Source organism: Pseudomonas sp. S2_E01 (assembly GCF_054668365.1).
On sequence record NZ_CP162762.1, the window covers coordinates 3,614,284 to 3,635,104 of the forward strand.

The 20,821-nt window shown below is 60.6% G+C and carries 26 protein-coding genes and 2 pseudogenes; 26 read left to right on the top strand and 2 right to left on the bottom strand.

The annotated features are described in order from the left end of the window. Positions 1-104: 104 nt before the first annotated feature. Together AB4O36_RS16725 and AB4O36_RS16730 are read right to left on the bottom strand one after the other, a co-directional pair. Positions 105-1,127 (bottom strand): phage portal protein, encoded by a 1,023-nt coding sequence (locus AB4O36_RS16725; RefSeq protein ID WP_460139770.1) that lies wholly within the window; start codon positions 1,125-1,127, stop codon positions 105-107. After that, a complete protein-coding gene (locus AB4O36_RS16730) occupies positions 1,127-2,887 on the bottom strand; it encodes a terminase ATPase subunit family protein (protein WP_269131698.1) in 1,761 nt (586 codons plus the stop codon). Before AB4O36_RS16730 ends, AB4O36_RS16725 begins: the two co-directional genes overlap by 1 nt. A 153-nt stretch (positions 2,888-3,040) precedes the next feature. Between AB4O36_RS16730 and AB4O36_RS16735 the strand changes: the two genes are divergently transcribed. The 26 genes and pseudogenes from AB4O36_RS16735 (at position 3,041) to AB4O36_RS16860 (ending at position 20,820) form a co-directional block, all read left to right on the top strand. After that, positions 3,041-3,886 (top strand): GPO family capsid scaffolding protein, encoded by an 846-nt coding sequence (locus AB4O36_RS16735; RefSeq protein ID WP_105227833.1) that lies wholly within the window; start codon positions 3,041-3,043, stop codon positions 3,884-3,886. Positions 3,887-3,932: 46 nt separating this feature from the next. Next, positions 3,933-5,009, top strand: coding sequence for a phage major capsid protein, P2 family (locus tag AB4O36_RS16740; RefSeq protein ID WP_460139771.1), 1,077 nt, complete (start codon positions 3,933-3,935; stop codon positions 5,007-5,009). A 10-nt stretch (positions 5,010-5,019) separates the two neighbouring features. Further along, positions 5,020-5,727 carry a phage terminase small subunit gene (gene gpM, locus AB4O36_RS16745; RefSeq protein WP_460139772.1) on the top strand — a complete coding sequence of 236 codons (708 nt, stop codon included), beginning with the start codon at positions 5,020-5,022 and terminating at the stop codon, positions 5,725-5,727. Positions 5,728-5,831: 104 nt separating this feature from the next. Continuing rightward, positions 5,832-6,293: a head completion/stabilization protein gene (locus tag AB4O36_RS16750; protein ID WP_460139773.1), complete on the top strand. Its 462-nt coding sequence runs from the start codon at positions 5,832-5,834 to the stop codon at positions 6,291-6,293. After that, the gene (locus AB4O36_RS16755; protein WP_460139774.1) at positions 6,293-6,505 is read left to right on the top strand and encodes a tail protein X; all 213 of its coding nucleotides are present in this window, start codon (positions 6,293-6,295) and stop codon (positions 6,503-6,505) included. Before AB4O36_RS16750 ends, AB4O36_RS16755 begins: the two co-directional genes overlap by 1 nt. 27 nt (positions 6,506-6,532) lie before the next feature. Further along, positions 6,533-6,886 carry a putative holin gene (locus AB4O36_RS16760; RefSeq protein WP_122748500.1) on the top strand — a complete coding sequence of 118 codons (354 nt, stop codon included), beginning with the start codon at positions 6,533-6,535 and terminating at the stop codon, positions 6,884-6,886. 1 nt (position 6,887) lies between these two features. Further along, positions 6,888-7,166 carry a phage holin family protein gene (locus AB4O36_RS16765; RefSeq protein ID WP_046035110.1) on the top strand — a complete coding sequence of 93 codons (279 nt, stop codon included), beginning with the start codon at positions 6,888-6,890 and terminating at the stop codon, positions 7,164-7,166. Continuing rightward, on the top strand, positions 7,163-8,008 hold the full coding sequence (locus tag AB4O36_RS16770) for an N-acetylmuramidase domain-containing protein (RefSeq protein ID WP_460139775.1): 846 nt from the start codon (positions 7,163-7,165) through the stop codon (positions 8,006-8,008). The genes AB4O36_RS16765 and AB4O36_RS16770 overlap by 4 nt, the downstream gene beginning before the upstream one ends. Continuing rightward, complete coding sequence (locus AB4O36_RS16775; protein ID WP_460139776.1) at positions 8,005-8,208, top strand: hypothetical protein; 204 nt, start codon at positions 8,005-8,007, stop codon at positions 8,206-8,208. Before AB4O36_RS16770 ends, AB4O36_RS16775 begins: the two co-directional genes overlap by 4 nt. Beyond that, positions 8,205-8,648 (top strand): Rz-like lysis system protein LysB, encoded by a 444-nt coding sequence (gene lysB, locus AB4O36_RS16780; protein ID WP_460139777.1) that lies wholly within the window; start codon positions 8,205-8,207, stop codon positions 8,646-8,648. The genes AB4O36_RS16775 and lysB overlap by 4 nt, the downstream gene beginning before the upstream one ends. Next, positions 8,563-8,748, top strand: a pseudogene (gene lysC / locus AB4O36_RS16785) (Rz1-like lysis system protein LysC); the annotation flags it as partial. The gene lysB and the pseudogene lysC, both read left to right, overlap by 86 nt. Further along, entirely contained in the window at positions 8,745-9,227 is a 483-nt protein-coding gene (locus AB4O36_RS16790) for a phage tail protein (protein ID WP_460139778.1), read from the top strand. The pseudogene lysC and the gene AB4O36_RS16790, both read left to right, overlap by 4 nt. Next, a complete protein-coding gene (locus tag AB4O36_RS16795) occupies positions 9,217-9,675 on the top strand; it encodes a phage virion morphogenesis protein (RefSeq protein WP_460139779.1) in 459 nt (152 codons plus the stop codon). Before AB4O36_RS16790 ends, AB4O36_RS16795 begins: the two co-directional genes overlap by 11 nt. An 88-nt stretch (positions 9,676-9,763) precedes the next feature. Beyond that, positions 9,764-10,483, top strand: coding sequence for a DUF4145 domain-containing protein (locus tag AB4O36_RS16800; protein WP_460139780.1), 720 nt, complete (start codon positions 9,764-9,766; stop codon positions 10,481-10,483). Between the two features lie 68 nt (positions 10,484-10,551). Beyond that, complete coding sequence (locus AB4O36_RS16805) at positions 10,552-11,124, top strand: phage baseplate assembly protein V (RefSeq protein WP_460139781.1); 573 nt, start codon at positions 10,552-10,554, stop codon at positions 11,122-11,124. After that, entirely contained in the window at positions 11,121-11,465 is a 345-nt protein-coding gene (locus AB4O36_RS16810) for a GPW/gp25 family protein (protein WP_141605797.1), read from the top strand. Before AB4O36_RS16805 ends, AB4O36_RS16810 begins: the two co-directional genes overlap by 4 nt. Further along, positions 11,462-12,373 (top strand): baseplate J/gp47 family protein, encoded by a 912-nt coding sequence (locus AB4O36_RS16815; RefSeq protein WP_460139782.1) that lies wholly within the window; start codon positions 11,462-11,464, stop codon positions 12,371-12,373. Before AB4O36_RS16810 ends, AB4O36_RS16815 begins: the two co-directional genes overlap by 4 nt. After that, positions 12,373-12,990, top strand: coding sequence for a phage tail protein I (locus tag AB4O36_RS16820; protein WP_460139783.1), 618 nt, complete (start codon positions 12,373-12,375; stop codon positions 12,988-12,990). The genes AB4O36_RS16815 and AB4O36_RS16820 overlap by 1 nt, the downstream gene beginning before the upstream one ends. Beyond that, positions 12,987-14,836, top strand: a pseudogene (locus tag AB4O36_RS16825) (phage tail-collar fiber domain-containing protein). Before AB4O36_RS16820 ends, AB4O36_RS16825 begins: the two are co-directional and overlap by 4 nt. 11 nt (positions 14,837-14,847) lie before the next feature. Then, complete coding sequence (locus AB4O36_RS16830; RefSeq protein ID WP_460139784.1) at positions 14,848-15,408, top strand: DUF4376 domain-containing protein; 561 nt, start codon at positions 14,848-14,850, stop codon at positions 15,406-15,408. Then, positions 15,405-15,782 carry a DUF1353 domain-containing protein gene (locus AB4O36_RS16835; protein ID WP_460139785.1) on the top strand — a complete coding sequence of 126 codons (378 nt, stop codon included), beginning with the start codon at positions 15,405-15,407 and terminating at the stop codon, positions 15,780-15,782. The genes AB4O36_RS16830 and AB4O36_RS16835 overlap by 4 nt, the downstream gene beginning before the upstream one ends. 108 nt (positions 15,783-15,890) lie before the next feature. Continuing rightward, positions 15,891-17,066, top strand: a complete 1,176-nt coding sequence (locus AB4O36_RS16840; RefSeq protein ID WP_154845359.1) for a phage tail sheath protein — start codon at positions 15,891-15,893, stop codon at positions 17,064-17,066. A gap of 58 nt (positions 17,067-17,124) precedes the next feature. Continuing rightward, on the top strand, positions 17,125-17,640 hold the full coding sequence (locus tag AB4O36_RS16845) for a phage major tail tube protein (RefSeq protein WP_065882237.1): 516 nt from the start codon (positions 17,125-17,127) through the stop codon (positions 17,638-17,640). Between the two features lie 51 nt (positions 17,641-17,691). Beyond that, positions 17,692-18,027, top strand: a complete 336-nt coding sequence (locus AB4O36_RS16850) for a phage tail assembly protein (protein ID WP_460139786.1) — start codon at positions 17,692-17,694, stop codon at positions 18,025-18,027. Positions 18,028-18,035: 8 nt separating this feature from the next. Beyond that, positions 18,036-18,155 (top strand): GpE family phage tail protein, encoded by a 120-nt coding sequence (locus AB4O36_RS16855; protein ID WP_083207100.1) that lies wholly within the window; start codon positions 18,036-18,038, stop codon positions 18,153-18,155. Further along, entirely contained in the window at positions 18,145-20,820 is a 2,676-nt protein-coding gene (locus AB4O36_RS16860) for a phage tail tape measure protein (protein ID WP_460139787.1), read from the top strand. The genes AB4O36_RS16855 and AB4O36_RS16860 overlap by 11 nt, the downstream gene beginning before the upstream one ends. The last annotated feature ends 1 nt before the right edge of the window (position 20,821 follow it).

The following is a 20,821-nucleotide window of genomic DNA, read 5'->3' on the forward strand; positions in this document are numbered from 1 at the left end:
CAGTGGGGCGAGGCCTTGGTTGGAGCACTCGGCGTGTTCGAGTGATTCAGCGTCGAGCGGGTGTTAGCGCACCTGCTCGTCGCCTCGTTTACTGCGCGGGGGTACTATTTCTCCCCCGCTCCAAGTTCAAATGGCTTGAAGCGCACGACTTCCTCGCCGACCCAATCATTGAGAAGGGCCAGGCGTGCCTGAATCGGCTCAAGCTCCAGGGTGGCCCATACCTCCCCTGCCTCCTTCGGGGAGCCAAAGCCCCCAGCGTTTTTCGGCACGATGCCCATCAGTTGGGGATAAACCCGCAAAGCCGCGAGCACATCGCCCTGAGTCTGGTCCTTGATCGAGTTGAATTCGTCCTTGGCCGAAACCTCGCTGACCGGTATGAGCTGTATGCCTTCTTTCTTCCCGTTCGGCGCGTACACAAACAGGTTGCGGAAGTTGCCCGGCCCCTTGGAATTTTTCAAAGCGGTGCGCAAGTCGTCGATGTCGGATTCGTTCTGCGCCGCGTCCGTCATGTACAGGATGAAACCCGCATGACTGCCGTTCTCGTAGTACTTGCGGCGAAACAACGTCGCCGATTGATTCAACAGCGCCGATTGCAGAGCACAGAGCCACTCCGGCAACCCGTAAATTTCCTGATGCAGATCCAGCTCACGTAAGTGAAAGACGCTGCCCTGGTCAAATTCATGCTCATTCTTCCAGCCCTGCACTTGGAAAAAGCGGTCGTCCTTCCCCACTCGCATGTACTTCGCCAACGGCGGCTTTAGCGCCACAGTCGAGCCCAGTAGTGACCGCCGCGCCTCCACGTACGCATTGCCCAATGCCAGATAATCCTGGGCGTACTGGTCGAACGCCTCACGGCTCAGCAGCTTGTGCGGGATGAAGGTGCGGGTCAGCTGGTTGCGCTTGAAGCGCAGCCCCGAGTCGAGGTGAACGCTGGCCTTAACCGACCGAGCCAGCCCGTCCAGCGACAATGGCGGCTCGTACCAACGTCCGTTAAACCAGCACTCCAACGAGTCGAATATCTCCCTGGCCGACAACACCGACTCCGGCTCACCGAACGTGAATGCCACCGACTTGTGATCACTCACCGCCTGCTCAGTGGCAACCGCCACCTCATTATTTGTACTCATCAAAAAAGCTCCATCCGCCCGGTATTGGCAGCCGTCTGCCCTTCGAGCGGTTCGTGGTGTAGTGCATGGAAAAGCGCCCAAGCCAGGTCGGCATGGCCGGTTGATTCGCTACGCCCAGCCGTATAGGTGAACTGCCGGCCGCTGGCGGTGATGGTTTTGCGGATAGCCATCAGTGATTGCGCGAAGTCCGTCCAGCCGGCGTCGAACTCCAGTCGACCCTTGTTGATCACGTCATAGGCTTTCATGACCAGGCGCGACTTCACCTCTGGCGAATAGCTGAAAGTTGTCAGTCCGGGGAAGAACTGCCGCACCAGCTGCGCCACGCCCGAGCCCATACCCGTTACGTCGATGCCGATATAGGTCACCCAATATCGCTGGGTCACCATGCGGATGGATTCGGCCTGCGCCGCGAAGTCCATGCCACGGAACTGGTGGCGCTCAATCACCCGGAATTTACCGCCCGGCACCATCGGCGGCGCTACGACCACCAGACCAGAGCTGTCGCCCGTTTCGGCCGGGTCATAGCCCAACCACACTTGGCGGTCAGCCAACGGGCGCGGCGCCAATGGTTTGTAGTCCTCGGCCCAGTTGACCCAACTGTCCACCATGCACGACTGCAACATTGCCAGCGGAAAGATGCTCGCCCCGTCGTCCACAAACTGGCACATCAGCAGGTTCTGGAAGGCCTCGGCGTCGTACTCCTGGCGCAGCTCTTCAAGGTCGAACAAGTCACAGCCGCGCTGCTCGGCGTCCAGAATCGTGACGATCTGCCGCCACACCTTGTCCTCGCACAACCGCCCCTGTTGCAGGGCATCGTGGGACACATCCACGGAAATACGGTTGGCGGCAGGCTTGCCCTTGTTGAAGCGCTCCCCCGTCCAGAACGTGTAGGCCTCGTGGGCCATGCTCGACGGGGTGCTGAAGTAAGTGCGGCGGTACTGTTTCTGCATCGCCATGCCCGAGGCGACCTTGTTCAGTTCCTTGAACTTGAACGTCCAGAAGAATTCATCGAAGTAGAAGTTGCCGTGGTAGCCCTGTGCGGTTCGGGCGTTGGTGCCCAGGAAGTGCAGCTCGGCGCCGTTCGCAAGCGTGATGGGATCGCCGGTCAACTCGACGCCGACGACTTCCCTGGCAAAGGACTGAATATACGACTTGAAAATGTGGGCCTGATTCTTCGACGCCGACAGGAATATCTGGTTACGGCCCGTGGTCAGGGCATCGATCAACGCCTCCCGAGCGAAGTAGAAAGTCGCCCCGATCTGCCGGCTTTTCAGGATTGCCCTGGTGCGCTGATTACCCGCCTTGTACCAGTCCAGCTGATAACCGAAACATCCATCGACAAAGGCCTGGGTGAGCAGCTCGATATGCTCTTCGCTGAACTCGTTGCGGCTTGGTTTTTTCTTCGGCCCGCTGTTGCGGTCATTCAGCTTCGGGTTTAGCTCAGACTCGGTGCCGCCGCCCTGGAACCTCTGAATACGGGCCTGGCGCTCCAACTGCCGGTGGAGCAGATCAATTTCCTTGAAATCGCCGCCGGTCTTGCCTTCCTTCAGGATCAACTGCACCAGCCGGGCCTCCAGCGCCCCGCCAATGCGCTCGACATTATCCGCCCGGTCCCATTCATCACGGGTTTTCCAGCTGTGAACAGTCTTCTCTTTTTCGTCCAAGTACTCGGCAATTTCGGTGATGCGCCAACCCGTCCAGTACAAAAATTTGGCCTGGCGACGGTTATCACGGACGGGAATTTCAGCGAGAGCATTCATGGCGCAGATGCTGCCTCCCGCGCGCGTGGTATACCCGCCCCGTTCACTGTAAGGCGGCGCGCTACAAGTCCGGCTCGTTGCCCGCGAGGCCCCAGCTACCGACCATGCCCACATCGCAACGGCAGTTCGCCGCCACCGCACTGAGGACTCCCCATGGCCAGCAGCACCAAACAGAAATTCCGCTCCAAGTGGACCCGCATTGCCGTAGAAGGCGCGACCACCGATGGCCGCATCATCGAGCGGAGCTGGATTGACGACATGGCCTCGCAGTACAGCCAGAACACCTATGGTGCTCGCATCAACTGCGAACACATCAAGGGTTACTGGCCCGGCGGCGAGTTCGGCGCTTATGGCGACGTAGTGGCGCTCAAGGCTGAAGAAGTCGAGATTGCCGGAATCAAGAAATTGGCGTTGTTCGCCCAGCTCGAACCCAACGACGCATTGCTGGCCTTGAACAAGGCCGGTCAGAAGGTCTACACCTCGGTCGAGATCCAACCCAAGTTTGCCGATAGCGGCAAGGCCTACCTGGTCGGCCTCGCCATCACTGACACCCCAGCCAGCCTGGGCACCGAAGCCCTGAGCTTCAGCGCTACACATGGCACCTTGGCCGGACGCAAACAGGACAAAGACAACCTGTTCAGCGCTGCCGAGGAGGCCTTACTCGAATTCGAAGAAGTCACCGACCAACCGAGTGCTTTTGCAGCAATCAAGGCCAAGCTCGGTGAGTTCATCAAACTGAGCAAGGACAAGGATGGCAAGGACGCCAACACTTTCTCCGACATCGGTGAAGCGCTGGAAAGCCTGGTAACCCTCGCCACCCAGCAGGCTGAGCAAGCCGACGCTTCAAGCAAGGCCTTGGTCGATCTGAAAAAGCAGTTCACCAGCCTGGATACCGAGCTGAAAGAGCTCAAAACCAAGCTCGGGCAAACCGCTGACCTCAGCCAGCCACAGCGCCCGCACAGCACTGGCGGTGCAGGCACCGTACTGACTGCTTACTGAACCCACGGCCCAACACCGACAAGCCTATTCACCGGAGAACACCCCCATGCGTAAAGAAACACGCTTCGCCTTCGCCGCCCTGGCCGTGCAGATCGCCCTGCTCAATGGCGTAGCCAGTGCCCACGAAAAATTCAGCGTCGACCCCAGCATCCAGCAAAAACTGGAAGTTGCGGTGCAGGAATCCGATGGTTTCCTGAAGCAGATCAACATCATTGGCGTCGACGAGCAGTCCGGCGAGGCCCTGCTGCTGGGCGTAAATGGCCCGGTTGCAAGCCGCACTGATACCTCCGGCGGCACCCGTCGCAGCCCGTTGAGCCGCAGCACGCTGAGCAAAGACAGCTACGTCTGCAAGCAGACGAACTTCGACAGCGCGTTCCCCTATGCCCTGCTGGATGCCTGGGCCAAGTTCCCCGACTTCCAAGTCAAGCTGAGCAACGCGATCATCCTGCGCCAGGCCCTGGACCGCATCATGATCGGCTTCAACGGTACCAGCGCTGCAGCAACCACCAACCGTGCCGCCAACCCCCTGTTGCAAGACGTCAACATCGGTTGGCTGCAAAAAATTCGCCTCAGCGCCGATGACCGCGTGTTGGACGCTGCCACCATTGGCCCCCGCAAAGTCATCAAGGTTGCGGGAGTAGACACTGTATTCGAGGGTGATTACGCCAACCTCGACGGCCTGGTGTTCGACGCGATCCAGATGCTCGACCCATGGCACCGCACCCGGCCGGATCTGCGCGTCTTGGTTTCCCGCAACCTGATGCACAGCAAACTGCTGGCAGCCGTGGAAAAGGGGGCTGACTCCAACCAGGAAGAAAACGCCGCTCAAGAGATTGTCAGCCGCGCCCGTTTGGGCGGCCTGCCGGTCGTCGACGCGCCTTTTTTCCCGGATAACACCGTGCTGGTCACCACCCTCAGCAACCTTTCGATTTACTACCAGAACGGGGCCCGCCGTCGTCACCTGAAAGACGAACCTGAGCTGGATCGAATCGCTGACTATCAGTCTTCGAACGAAGCCTATGTGATCGAAGATTTCGGCCTGGTCGCGCTGGTGGAAGGCATCACCGCCGTCGTCTACCCAGCACCGACTGAAGCACCGGTTGAAGCACCGGTTGAAGGCTAAGAGGCACGCCATGCACCAGACCCCCGCCCAACGCAACCAGCTGCGCAAACGTGCAGCCATAGAGGCCGCCGCAAAAGCGCCGGCCACATCAATGGCAGGCGCTACTGCCTACGAGCACCAACTTGCCCAACTGGCCCAGCACCGTGCACGTCTCAAGCAGGTGCAGTCCAACCAGGGCAAAGCGGAACTCAAGGCGCTATTGATCCCTGAGTACGAATCCTACGTGCAAGGTGTACTGGACGCTGGCAACGGTGCCCAGGACGAAGTGCTCACTACGATAATGCTCTGGTGCATCGATGCCGGCGGCTACCCCGGTGCGCTGCAAATCGCCGAATACGTCATCAAGCACGGCCTGAACATGCCGGACCGCTTCGAACGCACCACTGGCACCTTGATCGCCGAGGAAATCGCCGAAGCTGCGCTCAAATCGCAGAAAGCTGGCGAAGGCTTCCCGTTGTGGATTCTGGAGCAGGCAGCACGCATTACCGCTGAACAGGACATGCCCGACCAAGCCCGCGCCAAGCTGCACCTGGCAATCGGTAAGGAAAACGCTGCCAAAGTCCCGAATGAAGACCTCACGACAACCGACGTTGGTTTTCTGGTGTTGGCAAAGGCTCACCTGAGCAAAGCCATCGACCTGCACAGCAACTGCGGCGGCAAAAAGGATCTGGAGCGCGTAGAACGCCTCCTCAAAAAACACGCTGCTACCAGCAGCTAACCGAGCGTCCCCACGCACCCCGCCGGCTCGGGGCGGATCGGCCAGGCCGCTCCTCCTGAACGTGATGCCCCGACCACCGGCGACCTATTTTTGAGTGCCGTTCCATGAGCGCATTTGTAGCCAGCGGCCCAGTCACCGGCGGCCATATCAACACCGACCCGTTCTGGCCCTCAATCGACCTTGAGCAGCTGCGGGCCACCCTGCGCATCGACAACAGCGTCACGCCAGCCCGCCTGGAAACTGCCGTAATCGCCGCAGCCATCAACCTCAACCGCGAATTGAAGTCCTGGAAGGCCACGCAACAGGCCGCCGGCTACGCCACGCTGGCCGATATGCCTGACGACATGATCAAAGACGTTTCAGTCCAGGCCCACCTGTACCGCCGTGCGATCGAGGCCGGTACCGGCGCCGAAGTCTGCGAGCGGTACCGCGACTACAGCGCGACCAACACCGGCAGCGACAAAGCCGAAGAAACCACCCCAACCATCGACGACTATCGCCGCGACCTGCGCTGGGCCGTCCGTGACTTCCTCGGGATCAGCCGCACCACAGTGGAGCTGATCTGATGCCCGTCGCCATCCGCACCAATCAAACCGACACCGTCGACGCCCTCTGCTGGCGGTTCTACGGCCGCACCGCCGGCGTCACCGAGGCCGTGCTGGAAGCCAACCCCGGCCTGGCTGACCACGGCCCGATCCTGCCGCAAGGCCTTGTCGTCAACATGCCCGAAGCCCAAACCAGCGCGCCCCAGCGGCAGATGGTGCAGCTATGGAACTGACCCCCTGCATCCAAGGAAAACCACACCATGGCTGATCCGACTTCCAGCGTTGTGACTGGCCTGCTCATTGGTTTGGGCCTGTCCACCGTAACGCCCGTTATCGACGATGGGGCGCTATTTGGCGCCATCCTCGGCGCCTGGCTGGTTACTAGTACCAAGCGCGACCTCAAAGTCTGGCAGCGGCTGGGCTCACTATTCCTGTCGGCTGGCGTGGGTTACCTGTTTGCGCCCATGGCCTTACAGGCAATTCCGTTTATCACCAGCGGCGGCAGTGCGTTTCTCTGTGCCCTGGTGGTCATCCCGATCAGCATCAAGCTGATGGTGTGGGTGGAAAAAGCGGACATCTGGGACATATGGCGTCGCATCAGAGGGGGCACCTGATATGCCGAACATCGAACTGGCCGTGCAGTTGATCGCGGCGATTGCCTACCTGCTGAGTGCTCTGCGCCTGGCCTGCTACACCCGAGGCGATGCGCGGTACCGGCGCAGCATCTCACTGCTGGCAAGCCTGTTTGGCGCCACGTTGTGCATCTGCGGTCTGGAGATCCTGCTGGAGCGCCAGCCCACCAGCCTCGGGCAGGCCGCTGCCATCGTGCTGCTCTGCATCCTGATATTCCGTTCACGCGGCAACGTCGCCGCCCTGTTGAGGCCCAGCGCATGACCACCACCCTTCGCTATGGCGACCGCTCGCAAGCGGTGCTGATGCTGCAAAAGAACCTCAACAAGCAGGGCGCCAGCCTGGTGCCGGATGGACACTACGGCGACACCACCGAAGCTGCCGTCCGCGCCTACCAGGTCAAAGTCGGACTGGTCGCCGACGGCATCGCCGGTACCAAGACCCAAACCAGCCTAGCGGGTGGCGAATGCGCCCAGCTGCTGCGCAACATCGACCTAGTGACCGCTGCCGAACGCCTCGACGTGCCGTTGGCGAGCATCTACGCGGTCAATGAGGTGGAATCCAAGGGCAAAGGGTTCCTCGACAACGGCAAGCCGGTGATCCTGTTCGAACGGCACATCATGTACCGACAGCTCGCCACGGCTCGACATGTCAGCGATGACGCTACCGAACTCAAGCGTCACGCCGACCAGCTCGCCATCGCTAACCCTGCCTTGGTCAATCCGAAGCCCGGCGGATACATCGGCGGTGCCTCCGAACACCCGCGCCTGGCCATGGCCCGCCTGATCGACGACACGGCCGCCCTGGAGTCGGCTTCATGGGGAGCGTTCCAGATCATGGGCTTTCATTGGAAGCGCCTCGGCTACGCCAGCGTGCAGGCCTTCGTCGCGGCGATGACTGCCGGCGAATCGCAGCAGCTCGACGCCTTCACCCGCTTCATCGAAACCGACCCGGTGCTGCACAAGGCGCTGAAGGGCCGTAAATGGGCCGAGTTCGCCAGGCTCTACAACGGTCCGGATTATCTGCGGAATCTCTACGACACCAAGCTTCAGCGCGCCTACGAGCGGCACGCCGCCTGCGAATGCGGCAAAGGGGTGGCGGCATGATCGACTTCGAAGCGCTGCAAAAGCTACGGGTAAAGGACGGTGACCTGCTGGTCGTACCGGAGTCGACCGAACAAAGCGATATGGAGTTGTTGGCCGAAGCCATCCAGATCATGAACGACGCACGGGCCGTAATCGTGCGCGGCCCGATCAAACAGCTCGGTACCGCCGACATGAACAAGCTCGGCTGGTACCGCGCGTGAGCACCCTGCGCCAGGCACTGTATGGCCTCGCCCTGCTCGGCGCCTTAGCGCTGCTGATCTGGGCCCAAGAAACACGCATCGACGTCGCTGAAGGCAAAACCGAACGGGCACAAGATGCGGCCAAGTCCGCCCGCGACGACGCCGACCGCAACCTGAAAACCGCCAATGCCCTCGCCGATACCCTGAAACAGGAACGCGACGCACAGAACACCCTGCGCGGCCAGCAGGACCAGCTACGCCAGAGCCTGGCAAAACGCGAGCGAACAATCGAGGAACTGAAACGTGAAAACGACGAACTGCGCGACTGGTCTACTCAGCCTTTGCCTGACGCTGCTCGCCGGCTGCGCGAGCGCCCCGCCATCACCGGCGCCGCCGCTTATCGTGACTGGCTGTCCGGCCGTAGTGCCGTGCCACCTGCCGGCGACAAGTCCGCTCAATAACGGTGACCTCCTGACCGACGACGACCGCGCCGAAGCCGCCTGGGCTGACTGCGCGGCGCAGGTCGACATGGTCTACAAACACCAGCAGGCCAATCAATGAATAAGCCGGAAAGCCTACGCGCCCACCTCCTGGCCACCGTCGCCGAGTTCAAGCACAACCCCGACCGTCTGCTGATATTCATCGACAACGGCAAAGTCCGCTGCACTGCCGCCCACACCCTGTCGTTTGAATACAGCTTCGACCTACAGATCATCCTTACTGAGTTCGCCGGCCATCCCGATAGCGTGATCTTGCCGATCCTGGGTTGGCTCAGCGTCAATCAGTCCGAGCTGCTGGAAAACCTCGACAAGGTCAAAGACGGCATCCAGTTCGAAGCCGACATCCTGGACAAGAACAAGGTGGACCTCAGCATTACCCTGCCACTGACAGAACGTGTTGTGGTGGGGGAGGACGACCAGGGCAACACCACCGTGAAGCATCCGAACGAACCTCAGTACGTCGCGGGCTACCTCGATCCGAACTGGAAGCCTGGTGCCCAGGGCAATACCAATGAGTGGAGAGTGCCTAGTGGCGAATAACCTCGAAGCCCTGGAGACTTGGGCGGCGGTGCTGCTGGATCGGCTGGAACCGACGGAGCGCAGCAAACTGGCTCGGAACATTGGCCAGAAGCTGCGCCGCAGCCAGCAGAAGCGCGTGATGGCGCAGGAAAACCCTGACGGGACCAAATTTGCGCCACGCAAACAACGGGACCTGAGGGGGAAGCAAGGGCGAATTAAGCGGAAGCTGGCAATGTTCAAGAAGTTGCGGACCGCGTCGTATCTGAAGGTTCGTGGTGATAGCAATGCCGTGACTGTAGGTTTCACCGGGCGTATCGCAAGGATTGCCAGGGTTCACCAGTATGGTTTGAAGGACCGCGCTGAGCGTGGTGCGCCCGACGTAAGATATGAGCAACGAGCAGTCTTGGGTTTTACTGATGCGGACATAGATCTGATACGTGACAACCTACTCTCTCACCTGGCTACGTAGACTCCAAATTCAGACAGGTGTAAAAACACGTCGAAAGTTCAGTTCCTAACAGAGCGAAATTTCTATTGTCCAGAATGGAGTTCTACGTATGACAAACACCTTCCTTGCTCACTGCCCGCGCTGCGATGGAGAGCGAACGTGCAATATTCTTGGAGCATTTGATGATCCATGGAGCTGGACAGATGGAGAACATTATCAAGAAGGGCAGAACGATCACAAACTTGCTCAATGCGCGGGATGCAAAATAGTTTTTTACCACAAAAGCAGCTGGAACTCAGAAGACTGGGAAGGGGACTACCACCCAGTTACTCGCGAACCGATCACATATAACCCAATAAAGATTGAAACCTACCCATCCCCCGAGAAAAAGAGTCAAAAACCTGATTGGGTTTGGAGTATCGACCAGATAGATCCTCAACTTTATACGATCCTTTATGAGGTTTATCAGGCCTATGAGGCTGATTCATTCATACTTGCCTCTGTGGGATTGAGAACAGCTCTAGATAGAACCACTGAAATTCTCAAAATAGACCCAGGTCACTCGCTAGAGAAAAAAGTAAAAGAGTTGCAGACCCAAGGTTATATTGGCGAAACAGAAGCAAATACTCTTTCTGTAGTCACAGACGCAGGTAATGCAGCGGCGCACCGAGGATGGTCACCTGATCGCAAAACGTTCGTTATATTAATTACTACACTTGAGCAATTCATATATCGCGTAGTAGTAACAGGACAGGCAGCACTTGGTTTGTCCGAAGCTATTCCCGCTCGACAGCCGAGACCAAAAAAGCAGCCCAAACCTGGTGATTGATTTGTACCTCTCGGCTGTACAACCCTCTTAGGCTGCACTCCCACGCGCGTGGCGCCACCATCGGCGCCATGAACGACTTCGCCGCCCTCTCCCGCATGCTCGAAAACCTCATCCGCTTCGGCGTAATCGCCGCCGTGCAGATGGATCCCCCGCGCGTGCAGGTAAAAACCGGAAAGCTGACCACCACCTGGCTGCCGTGGCTTGCGCTGCGCGCTGGCTCTGACCGCGAATGGGACCCGCCCACCGTCGACGAACAAGTGATCCTTTTCAGCCCATCCGGCCAGCTCGCCAACGGCATCGTCGTAACCGGCCTATTCAGCGACCACATCCCCGCCAACGGCAACCGCGCGGGCCTGCACCGTCGCACCTACGCCGACGGTGCGGTGATCGAGTACGACAGCGTCGCCCATCACCTGAGCGCCACCCTGCCCGATAGCGGCACCACAAGCCTGGTCAGCAAGGGCGGTATCAACATCATCGGCCCCATCAATCACCAGGGTGATTACAACCAAACCGGCAACCAGAACGTGGTCGGCCTGGTGACCGTATCCGAAGACGTGGTCGCGGCCACCATCAGCCTGGTCAAGCACCTGCACGGCGGGGTGCTGGTGGGCAGCGCGAAAACGGGGAAACCAGAATGAACCGAGAAACCGGCGCAACCATCAGCGATCTGGACCACATCGGCCAGAGCATCACCGACATCCTCACTACCCGCATCGGCACCCGGGTGATGCGTCGCGAATACGGCAGCCTGCTGCCCGAGCTGGTGGACCATCCTTTCAACGACGCCACCCGTCTTCGCGTATACGCGGGTACGGTCATGGCGCTGATGCGCTGGGAGACCCGTATCAGCCTAAGTCGCGTGCAGTTCCTGGGCGCGAACCTGCAAGGGCAGTCCGTGCTCGAGCTGGAAGGCTCCGTCGTCGACACCAATGAACCCTTAAGCCTGAGCCTGCCGCTGCAACTGGGGGGAAGCGTATGAATTCCTTTGCCGCGATTGACCTCAGCCAGCTACCCGCACCGCAGATCGTCGAGCAGATCGACTTCGAATTGATCCTGGCCGAGCGCAAGGCCTACATGATCAGCCTGTGGCCGATCGAGGAACAGGAACAGATTGCCGCGCGCCTCGACATGGAGTCGGAGCCCCTGGCAAAGCTGCTGCAGGAGAACGCCTACCGCGAGACCATCTGGCGTCAGCGGGTGAATGAGGCGTCCATGGCGAACCTGCTGGCCTTTGCCAAAGGTCCCGATTTGGACCAGCTGGCGGGCAACTTCAACGTCAAGCGCCTGGTGGTTCAGGAAGCCAAGCCCATGGCCGTCCCGCCTGTCGCACGGATCATGGAAGGCGACGACAGTTTGCGCGAACGCGCACAAATGGCCTGGGAGGGGCTGAGCACCGCCGGCCCGCGCCAAAGTTACATTTTCCATGCCCGTGGGGCTGATGGCCGCGTTGCCGATGCGACCGCTGAAAGCCCATCACCCGCCGTGGCAGTGGTCACAGTGCAGGCCCTGCTCGGCGACGGCACCGCGTCGGCCGACCTGGTCGCCACCGTCAAGAAGTATCTGAGCGACGATGACCGCCGGCCCGTGGCCGACCGCCTGACGGTGAAGCCCGCAGAAATCGTTCGGTACCAGGTGAAAGCCAAGCTGTACTTGCTGACCAGTGGCCCCGAGTCTGAGCCAATCCTTGCTGCGGCTGAACAGAGCTTACGGGCCTATGTGAACCAACGTCGCCGCCTGGCTATGGAGGTGTCGGAATCCGCCCTGCACGCGGCGCTGTTCGTCGAAGGTGTGCGCAAGGTCGTGCTGGAAGATTGGGTCGATATCGTCGCCACCAAGGAGCAGGCGCCCTTCTGCACCGTCGTCACCATCACAAAGGGCGCTGAGTAATGGGCGCCCAGCAGCTGCTACCGAACAACTCCACTACGCTTGAGCGCCAGGCGGCACAAGCGCTCGCGGAGATTCAGCGCGTGCCGATCCCGCTGCGGGATCTGTGCAACCCGAACACCTGCCCGGTGGCAGTACTGCCCTACCTGGCCTGGGCCTTCTCGGTCGACCGGTGGGATAGCAATTGGACCGAGGCCACCAAGCGCGCGGCCATTCGCTCGTCCCGCTATATCCACGCACACAAAGGCACCATCGGCGCCCTGCGCCGCGTGGTCGAGCCGCTGGGCTACCTGATCGAGGTTGTGGAGTGGTGGCAGACCGTACCGGAAGGCTTGCCCGGCACGTTCGCCTTGAAGGTCGGCGTGCTCGACACCGGCATCACCGAAGAAATGTACCTGGAGCTGACCTGGCTGATCGATGACGCCAAGCCGCTCACCCGCCCACTGACTGGCCTGGCCATCAGCCTTGAAAGCACCGGCACCGTGTTTATCGGGGCCTGCGTTTACGAAGGCGACGAACTCAGCGTTTACCCACCGACCCAGCGCGATATCGACGTCAGCGGTGTGTACCGCATCGGTGGCCGCGAACACCATATCGACACGATGGACATCTACTCATGACCGACCAAAACAGCCAGTTCTTCGCGATCCTCACCGCCGTAGGTGAAGCCAAGCAGGCGAACGCCGCAGCCCTAGGTACATCCTGGACGTTCGCCCAGATGGCCGTGGGTGATGCCAACGGCACCGACCCTATCCCCAGCCGCACGCAAACCAAATTGATCAACGAGCGCCGACGTGCACCGTTGAACCAGGTGAAGGTAGACCCGGCCAATGCCAGCGTGATCATCGCTGAACAGATCATCCCGGAGACCGTCGGCGGCTGGTGGGTGCGGGAGCTGGCGTTATACGACGCGGACGGCGACATGGTTGCAGTCGCCAACTGCGCGCCCACGTTCAAGCCGCTGCTCACCCAGGGTTCTGGCCGGACGCAGGTGATTCGCATCAACCTGATCGTCAGCAGCACGGCGAACATTGAGCTGAAGATCGACCCCAGCGTTGTCTTGGCGACTCGCGAATACGTCGACACCGTCATTGTTGAGGCGCTGTCAAAGCTGGACTACAAGCACTCAGTGTTGGCGGCCACTACGGCAAATATCGTGCTGAGCGGTATACAGACCATCGACGGCGAGCTGTTGCCGGCAGGTGCCCGCGTCCTGGTGAAGGATCAGGCTCAAGCCAAGGAAAACGGTATCTACGTTGTCCCCGCAGCGGGCGCCTGGAAACGTGCACAGGATGCTGACACCAGCGTCGAGGTGACGCCTGGGCTGTTTGTCAGTGTTGAAAAGGGCACGGTCAACGGCGATAGCGTGTGGCAGCTGGTAACGGACGCTCCCATTGTCCTGGGCACTACTGCGCTGGCCTTCGAAATGGTCGCTGGACGCACGGGTGTCAGCGCGGGCGCATACACCAAGGTAACGGTCGACAAGTACGGCCGGGTGATTGCCGGTACCACCCCTACCACACTGGCGGGTCACGGAATCACCGACACATACACCAAGGATGAAATCGCGGCGATGATCGCCCAGGCCTCGGCGTTGCCGGTGGGCTCGATGATCGGTTTCCCCGTGGACAAGGTAGCCCCGGGCTTTCTGGAGCTGGACGGCAGCGTCAAGAGCGCGGCGGCTTATCCAGACCTGGCGACGTTCCTGGGCGGCGCTTTCAACAAGGGCGAAGAGGGGCTGGAAACTTCCGCTTGCCTGAGTCGCGCGGCGAGTTTCTGCGGGGCTGGGACCATGGGCGCGGGGTAAACCCAGGGAGGGCAATCGGCACGCTAGAACTCAGTCAACTTGAGGAGCACGATCACGGTGTCACGGGGGCGCTTGGATCTCCCGCAGGGGCAACATCTGGCAACCCAAACAATTGGAATGGAACTGCTGCTTGGAGAACCGGAAAGTTTGGCGGCTCTGAGACTCGCCCGCGCAACTTGGCAGTGATGTGGTGCCTCAAGGCTTGGAACGCGCCGATCAATCAGGGAAACATTGATATTGCAGCGCTGACGGCTCTTGCGGCCCAGGCAACCGAAATCAATCAGGGTACCGCGAAGGTTGCAACTGATGCGCAGATGCTCGATGGCGCAAACGATGCTGTGATGGCTACGCCGAGGAAGCTCCGCAAAGGCTTCGCAGTTAGCCTGTTAGCCAACGGCTATGTAGCCTTCCCGTCCTGGCTGGGCGGGCTGATCTTTCAATGGGGTACATCCGGTGCGATCGCCGGCAATGCGTCGGCGAACATTCCGTATGCACTGGAATTCCCGAATGTCGTACTGAACGTAAATCCGAGCCGGAAGAGCGGAAACGTCGACGGTGTTCGCTACAACGTCGCCTGGCAGAGCACCAAAACCACGCTGACAATTTGGGCAGACGATAACGGCGTCGACAACGTTAGCTACTTCGCCGTTGGCTATTGAGAGGATCAATCGTGAAACGTTATTACAGCCAGCAAACCGGATGCACCTACCTCCCCGCTGTTCATGGGCAGAACATGCCAGAAGACGTAGTAGAGATTTCAGACGCCGTGTATTTGTCGGTCATTGGCGATCCAGCGCCAGGCAAAGTTCGCGCTCACGACGAGAACGGCCTGCCTTATCTCGTCGATGCACCGGTACTGCCGATAGTCGTGACAGGGGGCCAGATCGATGCGGAACGCGACCGCCGGATCGATGCGGGAGTGACGTTCGGCGGAGTGCTCTATCAATCGAAAGCCACTGACCGAGAGAACATTGCTGGGGCTGCCCAAATGGCGTTCATGGCAGTGGTGGCAGGCGTTCAACCCGGCGACTTGCGCTGGTCAACCCCCGACCAGGACTTCGCCTGGATCTGCGCCGAAAACACCCTGGTGCCCATGGATGCACAGACCGTCGTGGAGTTCGGGCGAGCCGCCGCGCTACGGAAGTCGGAACTGATCTACGCCGGTCGTGCATTGAAAGATTTGCCGGAGATTCCTGAGAACTTCACCGACGACGTATGGTGGCCGGCATGAGCAAGTTCCTGAACACCCTGAAAACCGAACAGGACAGCAAGTGGGAGCGCACTCTGCTGGACGAGCTGTTGCTGCAGGACGATGAGCACGGCGTGATAACGGTACCGGCGGGCTTCAGAACCGACTTCGCCAGCATCCGGTTCTTGCACAACATCTTCCTATTCGTGCTGTACGCCCTGCTCGCTGGCTACGGCAACTACGCCGCCACCGTGCACGACTGGCTCTACACCACCGGCCCGCTCACTCGTAAACAGGCCGATGCGGTGCTGTACCGTGGCCTGCGTGCCGAGGGAATTGCACGCTGGCGAGCCTGGCTGTTTTGGGCTGGCGTTCGCATCGGTGGAGGCAAACGCTACAAGATCAATCCCGCCTGACCATCTGCCACCTGTAACCCCATTCCCTACAAGTGCCGCCGCTCGCCCATCCGGCGCGCGCGCGGCAGCCTGTGCACTGTCATTCCATCACAGCGCAGGCAACCACCCATGGCCGGTTCAGACTATCTCCACGGCGTGCGGGTTCTCGAACTCAACGACGGCACCCGCCCTATTCGCACCATCGCAACCGCAGTCATCGGCCTGGTATGTACGGCTGAAGATGCGGACCCGCTCGCTTTCCCGCTGGACACCCCTGTCCTGCTGACCAATGTGCAAACCGCCATCGCCAAAGCCGGCGTGAAAGGCACCCTGGCGAAGAGCCTGCAAGCCATCGCCGACCAGACCAAGCCCTACACCATCGTGGTGCGAGTGAAGGAAGGCGCAGACGCAGCTGCTACCACCACCGCCCTGATCGGCACCACCACCGCTGACGGCAAATACACCGGCATGAAAGCCCTGCTCGCAGCCAAGGCCCGTGTGGGCATGACGCCACGCATTCTCGGCGTGCCAGGCCTCGACAGTCAGCCGGTGGCCACCGCCCTGGTATCGATTGCCCAGGACCTGCGCGCCTTCGCCTACGTCAGCGCGTGGGACTGCAAAACCAAGGAAGAGGTGGTCGCCTACCGCGAAAACTTCGGCGCCCGTGAGGTCATGGTGATCTGGCCAGAGTTCCAGAACTGGGACACGGTCACCAGCGCGACAGTCACCGCGTCGGCGGTGGCCCGCGCCTTGGGCCTGCGCGCAAAGATCGACAAGGAAACCGGCTGGCACAAGACACTCTCCAACGTCGCGGTCAACGGCGTGACCGGAATCAGCGCCGACGTGTTCTGGGACCTGCAAAACCCGGCCACCGACGCCAACTACCTCAACAGCAACGAGGTCACCACCCTGATCAACGAGGGTGGCTTCCGCTTCTGGGGCAGCCGCACGTGCAGCGACGACCCGCTGTTCGCGTTCGAAAACTACACCCGTACTGCGCAGATCATCGCCGACACCATGGCCGAGGCACACATGTGGGCCATGGACAAGCCAATGCACGCGTCCCTGGTCAAAGACATCATCAACGGGATCAACGCCAAGTTCCGCGAGCTGATCGCCCAGGGCTACCTGATCGGCGGGCAGTGCTGGTACCCGGAAGACATCAACGATAAGGACACACTCAAGGCCGGCAAGCTGACCCTCGACTACGACTACACCCCAGTGCCGCCGCTGGAAGACCTCACCTTGCGTCAGCGCATCACCGATCGCTACCTGATGCAGTTCGCCGCCGCAATCGCTGCTTAAACCGGGCCTCCCCGCGAGGGGGAGTTAACCCCGTGCCATAACCCCGGAGATCCCCGCCATGGCCATGCCTCACAAACTGAAAAACATGAACCTGTTCAACGATGGCGGCAGCTACGCAGGCAAGGTCAAGACCGTCACCCTGCCCGCCTTGGGCCGCAAGATGGAGGCCTGGCGCGCCGCCGGCATGAATGGCCCGGTCAAGGCTGACCTGGGCATGTCCGACGACGGCATCCAGCTGGAATGGAAGCTGGGCGGCCTGGACCTGGTCGTGCTCAAGCAGTTCGGCGCGGTCAACGCAGCGGGTATTCCCCTGCGTTTCGCCGGTGCCTTCCAGCAGGACGACACCGGGGAAATCAGCGCCGTAGAGGTGACCGTTCGCGGCCGTCACGAAACCATTGAAATGGGTGACGCGACACCAGGTGAAGACACCGAGCACTCCGTCACCACCACTTGCACCTACTACAAGCTGACCGTCGACAACGAAGACATCATCGAAATCGACCTGCTGAACTTCATCGAAAAGGTCGGCGGCGTCGACATGCTGGAGAAACAGCGCAGCGCCATCGGCCTTTGATCGCCGGCATCGATCGCTGACCCCATTCTTTAATCACCAGGAGCAGTACCCATGAAACCCGAAGCCACCGAACAGCCTGACGTTAAACCCCTGGCCGACGACAACACGGTCATTCTTGACACCCCGATCCGCCGTGGCACCACTACCATCGACAACATCACCTTGCGCAAACCCAATTCGGGCGAGCTGCGTGGCGTGAGCCTGTCCGAGCTGTTGCAGATGGACGTCAACAGCTTGGTCAAGGTCGTACCGCGCATCAGCAGCCCCACTCTCACCGCCGTCGAAGTTACGTCGATGGACCCTGCCGATCTGTTCGCGCTCGGCACCAAGGTGTGCGGTTTTTTGTTACAGAAATCGATGAAGACGGACGCATCCCTCGTTGCGTAGAGGACGCCATGGCCGACCTGGCCGTGGTTTTTCACTGGGCTCCAGCTGACATGGATCAGTTGGGCCTGAAGGAACTGATGGACTGGCGCGAGCGCGCCAGGGTGCGGAGCTCCACCGATGGCAAATGATCTGAGACTTCAGGTGCTGCTCAGTACCATCGACAAGGCTACCCGCCCGCTGAAGCACATCAGCGAAGGGGGCATCGAGACAGCACGTGCCCTCAAGGCCGCTCGCGACCGCCTGAAAGAACTCACCTCCCAACAGAAAGACGTCAGCGCCTGGCGGGCTCAGCGTGCAGCTGCCGAGCAAACCGGTGCTTCGCTCACTGCAGCACGCGATCGAGTCAAATCCCTCAGCCAGGAACTCGCCGCGACCGACGCGCCGACCAGGGCAATGACCCGCAGCTTCCAGGCAGCGGTGCGCGAGGCCACCCGGCTCAAGCAACAGCACCAGCAACAGAACGTGCAGTTGCAAGGGCTCCGATCGAAGCTCTACGACGCAGGCATCAGCACTAAAAATCTCGGCACCCATGAGCGCCAGCTGCGCGAGCAAATTAACTCCACCAACGCCAGCATCAGTACGCAATCCAAGCGCATGGCCGAGCTAAGCGCCCAGCATAAACGTGCGGCAGCAGCTCGCAGCCAGATGGAGAAGTCCCAGCGCGCCGCCGGCAACCTTGCCGTGAACGGCGCCGCCGGCTTGGGTGTTGGCTACGCAGCCAGCCGCCCTATCGCCGCCGCAGTGAAGGCGTTTGCGCCCAATGAGGACTCAGCCACACAGCTCAAAGTGTCGATGATGGACGACACCGGCAAGGTCTCGGAGGACTTCCAAAAAATCACCGACCTGGCCACCAAGCTGGGTGACCGGTTGCCAGGCACCACCGCCGACTTCCAGAACATGATGACCATGCTCCGTCGCCAGGGCCTGAGTGCGCAGAGCATTCTCGGCGGGACCGGTGAGGCGGCTGCATACCTGGGCGTCCAGTTGAAGATGGAAGCCACAGAGGCGGCGGAATTCGCGGCCAAAATGCAGGACGCCACGCGCACCACCGAAAAAGACATGATGGGCCTGATGGACACCATCCAGCGCGGGTTCTATGCCGGTGTGGACCCCGGCAACATGCTCCAGGGTTTCAGCAAGATCGCGCCGGTGATGGACGTGATCAAGAAGTCGGGGATTGATGCGGCCAAGGAACTGGCGCCGCTGTTGATCATGATGGACCAGGCCGGTATGGAAGGTAGTTCCGCCGGCAACGCCTTTCGCAAAATCTTCCAAGCCGGGCTGGACGAAGACCACGTCAACAGCGCCAACAAGATCGCGGCCGGTGGGAAAACTGGCGTGTCCTTCAAATTCACCGACGACAAGGGGAACTTTGCGGGCCTGGAGAACCTGTACGCCCAGGTGGAAAAGCTCAAGGCGTTCAACGACGTTGACCGCAACGCCATCATCAAGAAGCTGTTCGGGGATGACGCTGAAACGCTGACCACCCTCAACACCATGATGAACAAGGGCCTGGCCGGGTATCAGGAGGTCCAGCAGAAGCTGCAAACCCAGGCGGATCTGCGCACCCGCGTCAACGAGCAGCTCAACACCCTTTCCAATGTCATGGAAGCCGCCGAGGGCAGCTTCACCAATGCCATGGCGGAATTCGGTGCTGCGGTAGCCCCGGACCTGAAGGATCTGATCAACACCTTGGGCGCAATCGCCAATAGCATCGGCACCTGGGCCAGGGAGAATCCCAAACTTGCCGGGGGCCTGGTCAAGGTCGTGGCTGCAATTGCCGCGATGGCATTCGTTTTCGGCGGTCTGGCGCTGACCATGGCAAGCATGCTGGGGCCGTTTGCGGTGCTGCGTTACGGCATGACCATGTTCGGTCTCCAGGGCGGCGGCATCACCAAAATGCTCGGCCGGTTGATGCCCACGCTGACCGGACTGGCCCGCAATGCTTTCCCCATGTTTGCCCAGGGCGTTCGTATGGTCGCCACGACAATGGGCGGCGCCCTGCTGACCGCCCTGCGCACCGTAGGCGTGGCCCTGTGGGGTCTGGCAGCGAACCCAATCGTTCTGATCATCGCCGCCGTTGTCGCCGCGCTCGCCGGCGGCGCCTACCTGATCTACAAAAACTGGGATGCGGTGAAGAACTACTTCGCCAATGCATGGACCGAGATCAAAGCGGGTTTCGATGGTGGGATCGGCGGCATCATCACCACCCTGGTCAATTTCAGCCCCCTCGGCCTGGTGTACCAAGCGTTCGCCGGCGTGATGAGTTACCTGGGCATCGAACTACCCGGCCGCTTCACCGAGTTCGGCGGCATGATCGTCAACGGCCTGATCAATGGGCTGACGGCCGGAATCGGCGCCGTCAAAGACGCCATCGGCTCGATCGGAGACGCCAGCATTGGTTGGTTCAAGGAAAAACTCGGCATCCACAGCCCATCGCGGGTGTTTGCGGAGCTCGGCGGGTTCACCATGGCCGGGCTTACTCAGGGGCTTGAGGGAGGGCAGAAAGGCCCGCTGGACGCCCTGACCAGCATGAGCAAGCAGATGACCGCCGCAGGCACGCTGGCACTCGGCGCCACCGCTATGCCGGCGTTTGCCGTGGATAACGCGCCCCCGATTAGCGGATCGTCAGCAGCGGTCGTCTACGACAGCCACGACACCTACGAAATCAGCATCACGGCAGGGCCTGGCACCGACATGCAAAGCCTGGAAAAGAGCCTGCGCGCGATTCTGGCCCGCATCGAAAACGAAAAGAAAGCGCGTCAGCGCAGCAAACTATCCGACCTGGAATAAC

Bases quoted from the DNA above. Each gene is read 5' to 3' on its own strand.
- AB4O36_RS16725 (WP_460139770.1), bottom strand. From the start codon at position 1,127: ATGAGTACAAATAATGAGGTGGCGGTTGCCACTGAGCAGGCGGTGAGT.
- AB4O36_RS16730 (WP_269131698.1), bottom strand. From the start codon at position 2,887: ATGAATGCTCTCGCTGAAATTCCCGTCCGTGATAACCGTCGCCAGGCC.
- AB4O36_RS16735 (WP_105227833.1), top strand. From the start codon at position 3,041: ATGGCCAGCAGCACCAAACAGAAATTCCGCTCCAAGTGGACCCGCATT.
- AB4O36_RS16740 (WP_460139771.1), top strand. From the start codon at position 3,933: ATGCGTAAAGAAACACGCTTCGCCTTCGCCGCCCTGGCCGTGCAGATC.
- gpM (WP_460139772.1), top strand. From the start codon at position 5,020: ATGCACCAGACCCCCGCCCAACGCAACCAGCTGCGCAAACGTGCAGCC.
- AB4O36_RS16750 (WP_460139773.1), top strand. From the start codon at position 5,832: ATGAGCGCATTTGTAGCCAGCGGCCCAGTCACCGGCGGCCATATCAAC.
- AB4O36_RS16755 (WP_460139774.1), top strand. From the start codon at position 6,293: ATGCCCGTCGCCATCCGCACCAATCAAACCGACACCGTCGACGCCCTC.
- AB4O36_RS16760 (WP_122748500.1), top strand. From the start codon at position 6,533: ATGGCTGATCCGACTTCCAGCGTTGTGACTGGCCTGCTCATTGGTTTG.
- AB4O36_RS16765 (WP_046035110.1), top strand. From the start codon at position 6,888: ATGCCGAACATCGAACTGGCCGTGCAGTTGATCGCGGCGATTGCCTAC.
- AB4O36_RS16770 (WP_460139775.1), top strand. From the start codon at position 7,163: ATGACCACCACCCTTCGCTATGGCGACCGCTCGCAAGCGGTGCTGATG.
- AB4O36_RS16775 (WP_460139776.1), top strand. From the start codon at position 8,005: ATGATCGACTTCGAAGCGCTGCAAAAGCTACGGGTAAAGGACGGTGAC.
- AB4O36_RS16790 (WP_460139778.1), top strand. From the start codon at position 8,745: ATGAATAAGCCGGAAAGCCTACGCGCCCACCTCCTGGCCACCGTCGCC.
- AB4O36_RS16800 (WP_460139780.1), top strand. From the start codon at position 9,764: ATGACAAACACCTTCCTTGCTCACTGCCCGCGCTGCGATGGAGAGCGA.
- AB4O36_RS16805 (WP_460139781.1), top strand. From the start codon at position 10,552: ATGAACGACTTCGCCGCCCTCTCCCGCATGCTCGAAAACCTCATCCGC.
- AB4O36_RS16810 (WP_141605797.1), top strand. From the start codon at position 11,121: ATGAACCGAGAAACCGGCGCAACCATCAGCGATCTGGACCACATCGGC.
- AB4O36_RS16815 (WP_460139782.1), top strand. From the start codon at position 11,462: ATGAATTCCTTTGCCGCGATTGACCTCAGCCAGCTACCCGCACCGCAG.
- AB4O36_RS16820 (WP_460139783.1), top strand. From the start codon at position 12,373: ATGGGCGCCCAGCAGCTGCTACCGAACAACTCCACTACGCTTGAGCGC.
- AB4O36_RS16835 (WP_460139785.1), top strand. From the start codon at position 15,405: ATGAGCAAGTTCCTGAACACCCTGAAAACCGAACAGGACAGCAAGTGG.
- AB4O36_RS16840 (WP_154845359.1), top strand. From the start codon at position 15,891: ATGGCCGGTTCAGACTATCTCCACGGCGTGCGGGTTCTCGAACTCAAC.
- AB4O36_RS16845 (WP_065882237.1), top strand. From the start codon at position 17,125: ATGGCCATGCCTCACAAACTGAAAAACATGAACCTGTTCAACGATGGC.
- AB4O36_RS16850 (WP_460139786.1), top strand. From the start codon at position 17,692: ATGAAACCCGAAGCCACCGAACAGCCTGACGTTAAACCCCTGGCCGAC.
- AB4O36_RS16855 (WP_083207100.1), top strand. From the start codon at position 18,036: ATGGCCGACCTGGCCGTGGTTTTTCACTGGGCTCCAGCTGACATGGAT.
- AB4O36_RS16860 (WP_460139787.1), top strand. From the start codon at position 18,145: ATGGCAAATGATCTGAGACTTCAGGTGCTGCTCAGTACCATCGACAAG.